Below are 12980 nucleotides of genomic sequence, written 5' to 3'. Positions count from 1 at the left end.
TAACGGCGAAACGGAAACAGATGATAACATTATGGAAGGCATATGCCGCCCGGGTTATTTTATACAGGCGACTTCATATCGGTTCTACAACACCGATAACCTTAATGCTGGACTACACTTGAATTGGGAGGTGAATATTATGAATAAAACGGATTTGATCAATCAGGTTTCCGAAAGCACTGAATTGTCCAAAAAGGACGTAACTAAAGCCATTGACGCTGTATTCGAAGCGATCTCCGGAGCGCTGCAAAGCGGAGACAAGGTACAACTGGTAGGTTTCGGGAACTTTGAGGTTCGTGAACGTTCTGCACGTAAAGGACGTAACCCGCAAACAGGAGAAGAAATCGAAATCCCTGCGAGCAAAATTCCGGCATTTAAACCGGGTAAAGCGCTCAAGGACGGAATTAAATAAGATTTCTTACATATTCCCATTGCGCTGAAAAGACCGTGAATTTGATTCACGGCCTTTTCTTTTTGTCCTGTTATTCCGTAGCAGATGCAATGCGGGACGAAGAAGGGGAAGCGGTTCTGTCGTTCCGTGAGGCATAGGCGATCAGCACCAGCGGTTCACCTGTCAGTTCGGCAAATTCGTGCTCCAACTGCTGAAGCCTCTCTACTTGGGCAGGGCTCAGATTAGCGGGACGATAGTTTTTCATCAGATTCGCTCCTTTCGTTATCGGGGGCTGCACGGATAGTATGGCTCGGGACGCGGTAATTGTTGCAGTTAGTGTCCGAAGCATGTAGTTGACAAAACAAGCTCGAATCTCCATCATAAAAAGTATAGCTTCGGCTCTCAGGGGGGAAATGGATATGGAAGATAATGTGACGAGTAGCAGTGAGTACGTTGTGATTAAAGCGAAAAGCAACGGATGTCAGGTTTTTGGTCTGACAAGAGGGCAGGATACACGCCTGCATCATTCAGAAAAATTGGACAAGGGTGAGGTGCTGATCGTCCAATTTACCGATCATACCTCTGCTATTAAAATTCGCGGCAAGGCCGTTGTGATGACCAAACACGGAGTCGTGGATACGGAGGATTAAAATGCAGGCATAGCCTGCTTTTTTTTGTTGTACAATGAGAGTGAGGACCTTTACCGTTAGCAAACCCATAACAGGGTAGGGGTCAGGGGAGGCTCTGATGAAACCTTGGATTGTGCTAGGTGGCTCAATTCTTATAACCACTGCTGCTGCTGTACTGCTTCCATCCTTACAGGCGCTGGATTCTGGAACCGCAGCTGTTCGTGAGACACAGGCCACGATATCGTCGCAGCAGCGGGTGCTGCTGACCGATGACAATCTGGTGGACACGCTGAAGGAGCTTCCTTTGACGACACCGATTGCCAGCGTAAGCTGGGAACGTTCAGTCCTGACTCTGGATGTAAAGCTATCCAAGGAAGAAACCGCCCCGCTTGAAATCTATCAAAATATGGCGGAGATTGCCGCCTTTAGTTTTTATGGAACGACGAATGTAAGGCAATTACTACTTCGGGTAGTAACGCAGGACGAATGGTCAGGAGAACGGCATCTGCTGCTGGCATCTGACATACGCCGGAACGAGTGGACGAGTGAAGCGCTGGATCAGTTGAGAAGCCGGGAAGGTGCGGACTTGCCGGAGGAACTGAAAGTCCGCTTCCGTATTACGGTAACTCCAATGTGGCAAAGCAGGTTTAACGGTGTATATACAGATTAGGTGTTTCTGTTATTGGACCTACACTACTTTAGTCGCGAATCATTTTAAATTGTGATATAATATAAGGCATTGCAATTATTTGAGTACACCAGAAAGTCATGGCTCGGAGGCTTAGGATGAAACCGTATCGCGTACCCCAATTAGCAAGGAAATATGTGGAATACGACATGATTCAACAACATACGGAAATGCCGGCTTTTCCTGACAGCCGTACCCGCCTGTTGTTTATGTTTTTGAACCGGAATGTGCAGGAGCTACATACAAGCGAGGATGAACTATACGCACTGGTCACCTCACTCGTGCAGATGGGGCTGGATACACATGATATGATTGATACTTTATCCGGCATACGGAGTCCGGAGGAAATGCGTTCCAGACAGCTTAAAGTGTTGGCCGGGGACTATTTTAGCAGCCGCTTTTATCAGTTGCTCGCATTGGCAGGTCGCATTACAGCCATTTCGAAGCTGAGTGATGCGGTGTGTGAAGTGAATGCCGGTAAAATGAGCCTGTATTGGGAGATGAAGCATTTTCGTCTGAATGCGGCACAGTATTTAACTCATATGGTTCGTTTTAAAAAGGAGCTTTTTCTATCCTTTACTTCACTTGTGGCAGAACAGGATCGGGAAGTTTGGGAGCAGCTTCTCAACGAATTTGCCCTCTGTGATACGCTGGCAGAGGAATGGGACAAGCGTGCAGAACCGGACAAATCCCGTTTCGGATATATGTTCTGGCATGTTTACGGTAAAGGTGACCAGCACGAACGAGAGCTGCTCTCAGAGAATAGTCCAGACGCGGATGCATGGCGCAAGCTTGTTTTAAAGTACAAGGCCGAGGACGCTGTACTGGACAAGCTCCGAACGGCTGCTACACACATCCGGCAGATCCTGTCAGATGATCAAAATACGGGGATTGAGGAATTTGAACGCATGCTGGAGCCTTTCCTGAAGCTGCTGAATAGTCCACACCCGGTTGTGAGGGAAGGTTAGGTGAACGTTATGGGATCAAGCGACACCAAGCCGAAAGAGCAATTCGTTCACGGCGTGTTTGAAAGCATCGCAGGTAAATACGACTTGATGAACGATATACTGAGCTTTCGCAGACATAAGGCTTGGCGTAAATTTACGATGAAAAAAATGAATATGCACCATGGGGATACGGCAATCGACCTATGCTGTGGTACATGTGACTGGACGCTCGCGATGGCGCGTGCAAGTGAAAGTGGTCACATCGTAGGGCTGGATTTTAGCCAGAATATGCTGAATGTAGGCGAGCGCAAGATTGCATCGGAAGCCCGTGAAAAGCAAATCACGCTTGTTCAGGGTAACGCGATGGAGCTCCCTTTTGAAGACAATTTTTTTGACTGCGCAACGATTGGCTTTGGTCTGCGTAATGTGCCTGATCTGCGCCGCGTTTTAGAGGAAATGCAGCGTGTCGTCAAACCGGGCGGGCAGGTCGTATGTCTGGAATTGTCCAAGCCTACATGGCAGCCGTTCAAGGGGATTTACTATTCATACTTTAAACACATCTTGCCCATGCTCGGCAAATTGTTCGCCAAACGTTATGAGCAATACAAATGGCTCCCTGATTCGTTGGCGCTTTTTCCGGGAAGGGATGAGCTGGCTGGCATCTTCCGTGAAGTCGGACTAAAGGATGTGCAGGCTCATTCTCTCACTGGAGGCATTGCGGCATTGCATATTGGAATCAAGGAGAGTCAGCATGTTTAAGAAAATTGCTATTTTTTTGGAAATGATTAAAATTGAACATACGTTATTTGCGCTCCCATTTGCATTTATGGGGGCTGTATTAGGGTCAGTTATCGTGACAGGCACGCTTCCTTCATGGTCACAGATCGGATGGATCTTGCTGGCTATGGTCGGCGCACGTAGCGCTGCTTTTGGCTTCAATCGCATGATTGACCGTGTAATTGACGGGAAAAATCCGCGTACGGCAGGGCGTGCCATCCCGGCGGGGCTGCTCAAGTCGAGCGAAGTTGTGATTTTCATCATCGTCAGTTTGGTACTGTTGTTCTGGGCATCGTTCAAGTTAAGTCCGCTGGCGTTCAAGCTGTTCCCGCTGGCCTTTTTTATGCTTATTTTTTATTCTTATACCAAGCGTTTTACTTGGCTTTGTCATATCGTACTCGGTCTGACAATCGGATTGGCTCCGTTGGGCGCGTGGGTTGCTGTGACGGGACAAATCGATTTAATCGCCATCGTATTATATCTCACGATTGCATTTTGGACGGCTGGCTTTGACATTATATATGCTTGTCAGGATATTGATTTTGATCAGAACGAGGGCGTTTATTCCATTCCTGCCCGCTTTGGTGTGTCGGGTGCCCTTAATATCGCTCGGGTATTCCATGTCATTACGGCGATCGGATTTATTGTGCTGTTCTTTATTACAGATTTAAGCTGGTGGTATCTGGCGGGCATGATTATTTCGTACATTATCTTATTCTATGAGCACTATATCGTATCTCCGAAGGACCTGAGTCGTTTGCAGACGGCGTTCTTTACGATGAACGGTGTACTAAGCATTGTCGTATTTGCTTTTACATTGATTGATTTGGTGGTGCGTCAATACTTATGAATCATAATCAGGTGAGCAACCATCAAGGCAAACGAATCGTTATTGGCATTACAGGCGCGAGCGGAAGCATTTATGGAGTACGGCTGGTAGAAACACTGCTGGATTTGCAGTACACAGTTCACCTGATTGTTTCCAACGCCGGCTGGCGGGTACTGAAAGAGGAATTAGGCTGGAACGTAACTGACCGGGAGGGGGCTCTGAATGACAAATTCGGGGGCCGTCCCGGTTCTCTTGTATACCATCCGTTCACGGATATTGGTGCTTCGATTGCGAGCGGCTCCTATCTGGTGGACGCGATGGTTATCATGCCATGCTCGATGGGAACGTTGTCCGCAGTGGCGCACGGCTCGTCCGATAATCTCATGGCGCGAGCAGCAGACGTGATGATGAAGGAAGGCCGTCCGCTCATTCTGGTGCCTCGTGAGACGCCGCTACATGCCATTCATTTGGAAAATATGCTTAAGCTTGCAAGGCTCGGGGTCAAAATGATTCCGGCTATGCCGGCTTTTTACTTTCATCCTAAGACGCTGGATGATATCGTACTGTTCCTCGTAGGCAAAGTTTTGGACAGCTTGCGTATCGAACATCAACTGTTTACGAGATGGGGGGATTCCGATGCCGACACCGGACACCAAGACAATCACAATCGGAAAAATTAAATATACAAACGCTTGGCCCATTTTTCATTATTTTAATCCTTCACAGCTTCTCTATCCGGCGGAACTGGTTTCTAAAGTCCCGGCTGAATTGAACCGAAGTATGCTGAAAGGAGATTTGGATATCAGCGCGATGTCCTCCTTTGCTTATGCATCCGGTGCCGAGGATATGCTGCTGTTGCCGGATCTGTCTGTCAGTGCAGACGGTCCTGTGAAATCCATTTTGCTGTTTTCACGCAAGCCGCTGGATGAAATCAAAAACGGAACGATTGCGTTGACGAATACGTCTGCTACATCCGTGAATTTGTTAAAAATTTTAATGGAGAAGGCGTGGGAAGGCCAACCTTCCTATTTCGACTGCGAGCCGGATCTGGATTTGATGCTGGGGCAGGCGGATGCAGGGCTGCTGATTGGAGATCACGCGATCAAGGCATCCTGGCGGCGTGATGGCCTGTACGTTACGGATCTCGGAGAAGAGTGGAAACGCTGGACAGGGTACAGCATGACCTTTGCCGTATGGGCAGTGCGCCGTCCTTTTGCTACACAGAATCCTGATGCAGTGGCTGGAGTAGCAGATGCCTTTCGTGTAAGCAAGCAGCGCAGCCTGTCTGATCTGACGTCTGTTATTTCTGAAGCCTGCAAGGAAATTGGGGGCCTGCGGGATTATTGGGAGCGCTACTTTACTAATCTGTGTTATGATTTTGGAGAGAAGGAACAAAAGGGCTTAGAGCTTTATTTTCAGTATGCACATGAACTGGGGCTGCTTGACCGACGAGTGAAGCCGCTTCTCTGGAGTGACAATACGCTGACACGGGTGAAAGAATGAAACGATTGGATTTGTTCGGTTTATTAAAGAAGGATATGAACTTCATAGAAGAAGAGCTATACCGCAGCATCGACAGCACGGAGCCGTTGATTAATGATACGTCGCTTCATTTGCTCAAGGCGGGAGGCAAGCGTTTGCGGCCGGTCTTTGTACTGCTGGGAGGCAAGTTTGGGGAATACGATCTGGACAAGCTCAAACGCATAGCAGTACCGCTGGAACTGATTCATTCTGCTTCCCTCGTTCACGACGATGTGATTGACGATGCGGAGATGAGGCGCGGCAAGCCAACCGTGAAGTCCAAATGGGACAATCGGGTGGCCATGTACACCGGAGACTACATATATGCACGTGCGCTTTCGATAGTTGCAGGACTGCCGAATCCGGACATTCACCGGGTATTGTCCAAGGCGCTGGTGCAAATGTCCATCGGTGAAATGGAACAAATCCGCGATTTTTTTAATGTCGATCAGAGTGTACGTAATTATTTGCTTCGCATACGTCGTAAAACGGCATTGTTGATTGCGGTCAGTTGCCAGTTGGGAGCTATGGCTTCGGGTGCGCGGGAAAGAGTGAATTCCCTGTTGTATACTTATGGCTACAATGTGGGTATGGCTTTTCAAATTCAGGATGATTTGCTGGATCTGTGTGGCACGGAAAAAAAGATTGGCAAACCGCCGGGCAGTGATATGAGACAGGGAAACATTACGCTTCCGGTCATTTATGCACTTGGACAGCCTGAGCTGCGCGACGATCTATTGGCTGAAATCAGTCGTATTCAGGCCGGGGACGGGCAGGGAGATGCACGCAAAGCGGTGGATATAATTAAAAAAAGTGAAGGAATCGCTAAAGCGGAAATTCTCGCCGACCGATATATTAAAAAAGCGCTACACGCGCTGGACTTACTACCCGATGTCAAAACGAAAAAGACGCTGCGCGATATTGCTTATTTTGTGACCCGCCGCTCCTACTAAAGTTGTGTTTTGGGTTTGCTATGACAAAATACTTTAACCGTTTCCAAGCTTTCTGTTACAATACAGTTTAGTACTGTATAAATACATTAGATTGGATTGGGAGTGAGCCGATGGATCGTACGTTTTTGATGGTTAAACCGGATGGAGTACAACGTGGACTAATTGGACGTATTATTAGTCGTTTGGAGGACAAAGGCTTCAAAATGACGGCTGGCAAACTTGTGCAAGTATCTAGAGAACAGGCGGAACGGCATTATGCGGAGCATGTGGGCAAGCCTTTTTTTGAAGAGCTTGTAGGCTTTATCACTTCTGGCCCTGTATTTGCTATGGTTTGGGAAGGGGATAACATCGTTACCCTGTCTCGCCTGTTGATTGGTAAAACACAAGTGACAGAGGCTCTTCCGGGCACGATCCGGGGAGACTTTGCTGCACATACACCGTTTAACCTCATTCACGGTTCAGATTCACCGGAGAGCGCGGAACGCGAGATTGCAAATTTTTTCACGCCGGAGGAATCGGTTCGGTACGAAAAAAGTGTGGCGACCTGGGTGTAAGGATAATCTCGTATGAAGAAGGATGGTAGCATGACGGATATGGAACTGGGTCAGACGGACCCCGATTACACAGCGTTTATCCGCAAAATCAAGGACAGCACAGGTATTGATCTTGCACAATACAAGGAAGCACAGATGAAAAGGCGGTTAACGACGCTTCGCAACAAAAACGGGTTTCCCAGTTTTGTTTCTTTTTATGATGCCATGATGAAAGAAAAGCCCCTGTTCTATGAATTTCTGGATCGGATGACGATCAATGTTTCAGAGTTTTGGCGTAATCCCAATCGGTGGGAAGTGCTGCGGGATACGATTTTGCCACAGCTGCTTGCAGGCAAGCAGAAGCTCAAGCTGTGGAGTGCGGCCTGCTCGACTGGTGAGGAGCCGTACAGCTTGGCTATGGTGCTCGACGGCAAGGGGATTTTGGGGAATTGCTCCATTACGGCTTCTGATATTGATGACGGCGCACTGGCTAAGGCCAAGGAAGGCAGATATTTGGAGCGTTCGCTCAAGGATGTGCCTGAGCAGGTAGCTAGCAAATATTTTAAGCCAGATGGCGCAATGTTTCGGATTGATGACCGTTTGAAGCAGGCCGTTAAATTTCAAAAGCAAAATTTGCTGCTGGATCGGTTTGAGGACGGCTATGATCTCATTATCTGCCGTAATGTCATGATTTATTTTACGGAAGAGGCCAAGCATAAGCTGTACCAGAAGTTTGCAGCTAGTCTTCGTCCTGGCGGTGTGCTGTTTGTCGGCAGTACAGAGCAAATTTTTTCTCCCAACCAATATGGTCTGGAATCGACGGAAACCTTTTTTTATCGTAAAAAAGCATAAGCCCGTACATACAGCCCATTGTTCGTAGCTCGTTGAGTTCTAACAATGGATACGTTGGCTATTGGCTTATCAGGAGCGCACGTCCTTTTTGGCTTTGACCAAAGGGCGTGTTTTTTTGTTTATCTGCACTCTCGTGGCTTTTCTTGTCAAAGAAAGGTGCGTATACTATAATGAAGCACAGTTAAAGATTTTAGCGATGCACAGTTTAACAGTTTAAAGGGGGAACGCGTCATGAGTTTACGTTACTTAACCGCAGGGGAAACGCATGGTCCCCAGCTTACTGCAATTGTAGAGGGCATGCCTAGCAATTTAAAATTGGATTTTGAAGAATTGAATTTTCAGCTACACCGTCGTCAGAAAGGGTATGGACGGGGTCGGCGTATGCAGATTGAAAAGGACACGGCGAGCATTGCCGGAGGCGTTCGTCACGGGTTTACCACAGGTGCGCCGATTGCCCTGATTGTGGAAAACAACGATTGGAAGCATTGGCAGAACATTATGAATATTGAGCCCATCGAAGGCAGTGACGAGGAAAAGCGCCGGGTTCACCGTCCGCGTCCGGGTCATGCAGATCTGAACGGTGGAATGAAATACAACCTGAAAGATCTGCGCAACGTGCTGGAGCGTTCCAGTGCGCGTGAAACTGCGGTTCGGGTCGCATGTGGTGGCTTGGCCCGCCAATTGCTGGCAGAGTTCGGAATCAAGGTGGCAGGTCAGGTCATCCGCATTGGGGAAATCGAGGCTCCTTACCGTGAGTTGCCGATTGACGAGCTGATTGCCGTGACGGAAGCCTCTTCCGTGAGAGTAACCGATCCAGAAACCGAAAAGAAAATGGAAGCGTACATTGACCTGATCAAGCAAGAAGGCGATTCGGTCGGTGGGGTAGTGGAATGTATTGTGGAAGGCGTTCCGATCGGTCTGGGCAGTCATGTACAGTATGATCGGAAGCTGGATGCACGTATTGCCCAAGGTGTCATGTCCATTAATGCTTTTAAAGGTGTGGAAATCGGCATCGGCTTTGAAGCAGGGGAACTGCGCGGCTCACAGGTGCATGATGAGATTCTGTACGATGAGGAGCGTGGATATCACCGCCGTACCAATCGTTTGGGCGGTTTTGAGGGTGGTATGACCAATGGAATGCCCGTTGTGGTTCGCGGTGTCATGAAGCCGATCCCGACACTGTATAAGCCTTTGCAAAGCGTCGACATTGATACGAAGGAAGCGTTCACCGCACAGGTTGAGCGTTCGGATGCATGTGCGGTACCCGCGGCAAGCGTAGTGATGGAGCATGTTGTAGCCTGGGAGATTGCGAAGGCTTTGCTTGAAAAGTTCGGTGGAGATTCCATTGAAGAGATCCGGGCGAATATTGCATCCTACGAAGAACAACTGGAGCGGTACTAAGATGAGTACGCTGACGGTACAACTTGGAGAACGTTCCTATCCCATTCATATCGAACGTGGACTGTTACATCGGGCAGGAGCGTTGTTGAGCGAACGAGGAATTGCGCAAAAAAGTCCATTGTTGATTGTCTCTGATGAAAATGTAGCAGCTTTTTATTTGGCGACATTCGAGAGCAACCTTCAGGCAGCAGGGTACAAGACGATTTCCATCGTCGTCAAGCCGGGTGAAAAGTCCAAATCGCTTGCTGTGTATGAGCAGGTGATTACAGCAGCTATCGAGGGCGGTTTGGATCGCAATTCAGCCGTTATCGCACTTGGCGGTGGCGTAGTGGGTGATCTGGCCGGATTTGTGGCGGCTTCTTTTATGAGAGGTGTCAAATTCGTACAGATTCCAACTACGATCCTTGCGCATGACAGCAGCGTGGGCGGCAAGGTCGGCATCAATCATCCTTTGGCTAAAAATATGATTGGAGCCTTCCATCAGCCGGAATTGGTATTGTATGACGTGGATACGTTGTCTACATTACCTCCGCGCGAGGTATCCGCCGGGCTTGCTGAAATGATCAAGCATGGCTTGATCTGGGATGCTGATTTTGCCCACTGGTGCCGCGATCATGCGGCTGACTTGCTGGCTTTGGATGCGGCAGCTCTGGAGTACGGTCTGGAAAAGGGATGCTCCGTGAAAGCCGAAGTGGTATCGCGCGATGAACGTGAAAACGATTTACGTGCTATTCTAAACCTCGGTCACACCATTGGTCATGCAATAGAGGCGATTGCGGGGTATGGTGAGTTTTTACATGGGGAAGCGATTTCTATTGGTATGGTCGGCTCTGCACTTCTGGGTGTGAAGCTGGGGGCAGATCCTTCTTTGGTAACAGAAACGAGGGATATGCTGGCTTCGCTTCGTCTACCGACTTCTCTTCCCGCTCATCTCGAAACGGATCGTCTGCTGAATGCGATGATGCATGACAAAAAGTTTAAGGAAGGCAGTATTACTTTTGTCGTCCCACGCAGCATCGGGCGCGTGGAGGTAGTGAAGGATATTTCCGACTCTTACATCCGACAAGTAATTGAACAGCTAAAAGAGGAGGCGTAACGATGTACAATCGTGGAATTCGTGGGGCGACGACCGTAGCAAACAATGAAGAAAATGAAATTTTGGAAGCCACATTCCTACTGTTGGAGGAAATTGTGTCCCACAATGAAGTGCAGCCGGAGGATATTAGCAACGTATGGATTACGGTGACCCACGATCTGAATGCTACTTTCCCGGCGAAGGCGATCCGCCAGCTAGACGGCTGGGATATGGTTCCGCTTATGTGTTCGTTGGAAATTCCCGTAGAGGGCAGCTTGCCAAAATGCATCCGTTTGATGGTACAGGTGAATACCGTTAAAACACAGCGGGAAATCAAACATGTATATTTGAACGGAGCGCAGGCGCTAAGACCGGATTTGGCTTCCCAAGAGAAGTAATCGCCCATTTTTAAAGTTGATGGTTGCCAAAGTAACATCGTATGAGATATAGTGTGTGTAGCAGAGTTGAGTAGAGTTAGCCAGAGATAGAGTTGAGATGAGAAGAGTGCAGTTGAGCCAATTCCATATAAAGATTACAGAGACCAGCGGTAGCGGGTAAGCTTTTGTCCACGGATAATGTTTCTGGGGGAAGTGCTTATTTGAGGTAACCCAGGTTATACAAAGGGATGAGTGTATACTTTGTATATTTGCTGTAGTCATTTTGTATATGGTAGCATTCTTATAATTTCAATAACTGACAGCCTCTACCTTCCGGGTGGAGGCTTTTTTATATTCTCTTCTTTGGGTTCTGCGCCAATTTGGAAAGGAAGTGATCTCATGTTAACGCCGCATGTGGAGCAAGTGATAACGATGGCGAATGAATTTAACCTGATTCCTGTGTACAAAAAAGTGCTGGCCGATATGGAGACGCCGATTCGGATTTTCCGTCGGTATGCTGAGCGGGACCGGGCCTTTCTGCTGGAGAGTGTAGAGGGAGGCGAGCAATGGGCGCGACATTCATTCATCGGTACGGACCCGTTCCTGATGGTTTCCGGCAAAAAAGGCCGTTTGATTCTGGAACAGCATGGTAAGCGACAAATATTAAACGACAAGCCGCTTGAAGCGCTCAAGGCGTTGCTTCGCAAGTATCGTAGCCCGAAGCTGAAAGAAATGCCTCCATTTACAGGCGGGGCCATCGGATTTTTTGGATATGATCTGCTGCAATACTATGAAAAGCTGCCAGAGCATTCAGTAGATGATTTGAATATGGATGATATTCGTTTTATGTTCTGCGATCAGGTTATTGTCTTTGATCATGTAAAACAGCAGATTTTGCTGGTCGGCAATGTTCATGTAGGCGAAGGCTTCCGCGATGAGGACATTCGCGCTGCTTATGCCGAGGTGGAACGCAAGCTGGAGGCAACGGCGCAGTACCTGCGTAAGCAGACACCGCCAGAGACATTGGGAGCAGCCTCGATTCCTGATGATGTGGAGCTGGGTGAGATTCAATCGAATGTGACGAAGGAGCAGTTTATTTCAAACGTGGAGCAGGCGAAGGAATATATTCGCTCCGGTGATATTTTTCAGGTCGTGCTGTCCCAGCGCTTTCACATTGATACAGATGCCTCTCCTTTACAAGTATACCGCGTGCTGCGCACGATGAACCCGTCACCGTATATGTATTATTTGAAAATGGATGACGAGATCATCGTGGGCACTTCGCCGGAGGCGCTCGTCAAGGTGGAAAATGGTCAGGTGGAGACCCGTCCTATTGCCGGAACGAGGCCGCGTGGCGCGACGGAGACAGAAGATATAGCGCTCGCTGAAGAGCTGCTAAAGGATGAAAAAGAACGTGCCGAGCATCTGATGCTGGTCGATTTGGGAAGAAATGATCTGGGACGTGTATCTCAGTTCGGTACGGTCAAATGCGATACGTTTATGGAAATTGAACGCTATTCCCACGTGATGCACATTGTATCCAATGTATCGGGTAAGCTGCGCGAAGATAAAGATTTCTTCGATGCGTTCCTGTCCTGCCTGCCAGCGGGGACGGTATCGGGGGCTCCGAAGCTGCGGGCAATGGAGATTATTGCCGAGCTGGAGCGGGAAGCGCGTGGTCCGTATGCAGGAGCCATCGGATATTTGGGCTTCTCGGGCAATATGGATACTTGCATTACGATTCGCACCATCGTGTTTAAAAAGAACCGGGCCTATGTCCAGGCAGGAGCAGGAATTGTGTGGGACTCGGTTCCGGAAAGCGAGTACCAGGAGACGGTGAACAAGGCCAAGGCATTGCTGAAAGCAATCCGCACGGCAGAGGCGATGTTCCCGGCAACGACACAGCCCTACAACAGCGTCATCAACCAGGATTATTTGTACACTCCCTAAGCAAGTATTGATCAGGTAATACTTCATTGCGGGAGACGGAATACACAAAAATCTGAT

The 12980-nt window shown here is 48.5% G+C and carries 16 protein-coding genes; 15 read left to right on the top strand and 1 reads right to left on the bottom strand.

Features of this window, described 5'->3' with window-relative positions; translation table 11 throughout:
- Positions 1-139: 139 nt before the first annotated feature.
- Positions 140-412: an HU family DNA-binding protein gene (locus tag L696_RS0102505; RefSeq protein ID WP_013310732.1), complete on the top strand. Its 273-nt coding sequence runs from the start codon at positions 140-142 to the stop codon at positions 410-412.
- Positions 413-482: 70 nt separating this feature from the next.
- On the opposite strand, the gene L696_RS31115 is transcribed toward L696_RS0102505, so the two are convergent.
- Positions 483-656 carry a hypothetical protein gene (locus L696_RS31115; RefSeq protein WP_162833902.1) on the bottom strand — a complete coding sequence of 58 codons (174 nt, stop codon included), beginning with the start codon at positions 654-656 and terminating at the stop codon, positions 483-485.
- Positions 657-810: 154 nt separating this feature from the next.
- Here L696_RS31115 and mtrB point away from each other — a divergent pair, with 154 nt between their 5' ends.
- From mtrB to trpE, 14 genes are all read left to right on the top strand, one after another.
- Positions 811-1041, top strand: a complete 231-nt coding sequence (mtrB, locus tag L696_RS0102495; RefSeq protein WP_025682247.1) for a trp RNA-binding attenuation protein MtrB — start codon at positions 811-813, stop codon at positions 1039-1041.
- A gap of 97 nt (positions 1042-1138) precedes the next feature.
- Complete coding sequence (locus L696_RS0102490) at positions 1139-1690, top strand: hypothetical protein (protein ID WP_025682246.1); 552 nt, start codon at positions 1139-1141, stop codon at positions 1688-1690.
- 116 nt (positions 1691-1806) lie between these two features.
- The gene (locus L696_RS0102485) at positions 1807-2676 is read left to right on the top strand and encodes a heptaprenyl diphosphate synthase component 1 (RefSeq protein WP_025682245.1); all 870 of its coding nucleotides are present in this window, start codon (positions 1807-1809) and stop codon (positions 2674-2676) included.
- 9 nt (positions 2677-2685) lie between these two features.
- Positions 2686-3414, top strand: a complete 729-nt coding sequence (locus L696_RS0102480) for a demethylmenaquinone methyltransferase (protein WP_025682244.1) — start codon at positions 2686-2688, stop codon at positions 3412-3414.
- Positions 3407-4282 carry a UbiA-like polyprenyltransferase gene (locus tag L696_RS0102475; protein WP_025682243.1) on the top strand — a complete coding sequence of 292 codons (876 nt, stop codon included), beginning with the start codon at positions 3407-3409 and terminating at the stop codon, positions 4280-4282. The genes L696_RS0102480 and L696_RS0102475 overlap by 8 nt, the downstream gene beginning before the upstream one ends.
- Positions 4279-4941 (top strand): UbiX family flavin prenyltransferase, encoded by a 663-nt coding sequence (locus L696_RS0102470; protein ID WP_025682242.1) that lies wholly within the window; start codon positions 4279-4281, stop codon positions 4939-4941. Before L696_RS0102475 ends, L696_RS0102470 begins: the two co-directional genes overlap by 4 nt.
- The gene (locus L696_RS0102465; RefSeq protein WP_025682241.1) at positions 4898-5764 is read left to right on the top strand and encodes a menaquinone biosynthetic enzyme MqnA/MqnD family protein; all 867 of its coding nucleotides are present in this window, start codon (positions 4898-4900) and stop codon (positions 5762-5764) included. Before L696_RS0102470 ends, L696_RS0102465 begins: the two co-directional genes overlap by 44 nt.
- On the top strand, positions 5761-6735 hold the full coding sequence (locus tag L696_RS0102460) for a polyprenyl synthetase family protein (protein WP_025682240.1): 975 nt from the start codon (positions 5761-5763) through the stop codon (positions 6733-6735). The genes L696_RS0102465 and L696_RS0102460 overlap by 4 nt, the downstream gene beginning before the upstream one ends.
- Before the next feature lie 110 nt (positions 6736-6845).
- The gene (gene ndk / locus L696_RS0102455) at positions 6846-7289 is read left to right on the top strand and encodes a nucleoside-diphosphate kinase (RefSeq protein WP_025682239.1); all 444 of its coding nucleotides are present in this window, start codon (positions 6846-6848) and stop codon (positions 7287-7289) included.
- A gap of 30 nt (positions 7290-7319) precedes the next feature.
- Positions 7320-8120 carry a CheR family methyltransferase gene (locus L696_RS0102450; RefSeq protein ID WP_025682238.1) on the top strand — a complete coding sequence of 267 codons (801 nt, stop codon included), beginning with the start codon at positions 7320-7322 and terminating at the stop codon, positions 8118-8120.
- Between the two features lie 231 nt (positions 8121-8351).
- A complete protein-coding gene (aroC, locus tag L696_RS0102445; RefSeq protein ID WP_025682237.1) occupies positions 8352-9521 on the top strand; it encodes a chorismate synthase in 1170 nt (389 codons plus the stop codon).
- A gap of 1 nt (position 9522) precedes the next feature.
- The gene (gene aroB, locus L696_RS0102440; protein ID WP_025682236.1) at positions 9523-10617 is read left to right on the top strand and encodes a 3-dehydroquinate synthase; all 1095 of its coding nucleotides are present in this window, start codon (positions 9523-9525) and stop codon (positions 10615-10617) included.
- A gap of 2 nt (positions 10618-10619) precedes the next feature.
- Positions 10620-10994, top strand: coding sequence for a chorismate mutase (gene aroH / locus L696_RS0102435; protein WP_025682235.1), 375 nt, complete (start codon positions 10620-10622; stop codon positions 10992-10994).
- 378 nt (positions 10995-11372) lie between these two features.
- Positions 11373-12923 carry an anthranilate synthase component I gene (gene trpE / locus L696_RS0102430; RefSeq protein ID WP_025682234.1) on the top strand — a complete coding sequence of 517 codons (1551 nt, stop codon included), beginning with the start codon at positions 11373-11375 and terminating at the stop codon, positions 12921-12923.
- Positions 12924-12980 lie beyond the last annotated feature (57 nt).

Origin of the sequence: Paenibacillus maysiensis, from assembly GCF_000520815.1 — a bacterium.
In the GTDB taxonomy this organism is placed as follows: Bacteria; Bacillota; Bacilli; order Paenibacillales; family Paenibacillaceae; genus Paenibacillus; species Paenibacillus maysiensis.
Note: the sequence above shows the minus strand (reverse complement) of the source record. Positions and strands in the feature narration are given on the sequence as shown.

Coding starts and splice junctions, on each gene's coding strand:
- L696_RS0102465 (WP_025682241.1), top strand. CDS start 4,898: ATGCCGACACCGGACACCAAGACAATCACAATCGGAAAAATTAAATAT.
- aroB (WP_025682236.1), top strand. CDS start 9,523: ATGAGTACGCTGACGGTACAACTTGGAGAACGTTCCTATCCCATTCAT.
- L696_RS0102480 (WP_025682244.1), top strand. CDS start 2,686: ATGGGATCAAGCGACACCAAGCCGAAAGAGCAATTCGTTCACGGCGTG.
- L696_RS0102490 (WP_025682246.1), top strand. CDS start 1,139: ATGAAACCTTGGATTGTGCTAGGTGGCTCAATTCTTATAACCACTGCT.
- L696_RS0102505 (WP_013310732.1), top strand. CDS start 140: ATGAATAAAACGGATTTGATCAATCAGGTTTCCGAAAGCACTGAATTG.
- L696_RS0102485 (WP_025682245.1), top strand. CDS start 1,807: ATGAAACCGTATCGCGTACCCCAATTAGCAAGGAAATATGTGGAATAC.
- trpE (WP_025682234.1), top strand. CDS start 11,373: ATGTTAACGCCGCATGTGGAGCAAGTGATAACGATGGCGAATGAATTT.
- L696_RS31115 (WP_162833902.1), bottom strand. CDS start 656: ATGAAAAACTATCGTCCCGCTAATCTGAGCCCTGCCCAAGTAGAGAGG.
- ndk (WP_025682239.1), top strand. CDS start 6,846: ATGGATCGTACGTTTTTGATGGTTAAACCGGATGGAGTACAACGTGGA.
- mtrB (WP_025682247.1), top strand. CDS start 811: ATGGAAGATAATGTGACGAGTAGCAGTGAGTACGTTGTGATTAAAGCG.
- L696_RS0102460 (WP_025682240.1), top strand. CDS start 5,761: ATGAAACGATTGGATTTGTTCGGTTTATTAAAGAAGGATATGAACTTC.
- aroC (WP_025682237.1), top strand. CDS start 8,352: ATGAGTTTACGTTACTTAACCGCAGGGGAAACGCATGGTCCCCAGCTT.
- aroH (WP_025682235.1), top strand. CDS start 10,620: ATGTACAATCGTGGAATTCGTGGGGCGACGACCGTAGCAAACAATGAA.
- L696_RS0102450 (WP_025682238.1), top strand. CDS start 7,320: ATGACGGATATGGAACTGGGTCAGACGGACCCCGATTACACAGCGTTT.
- L696_RS0102475 (WP_025682243.1), top strand. CDS start 3,407: ATGTTTAAGAAAATTGCTATTTTTTTGGAAATGATTAAAATTGAACAT.
- L696_RS0102470 (WP_025682242.1), top strand. CDS start 4,279: ATGAATCATAATCAGGTGAGCAACCATCAAGGCAAACGAATCGTTATT.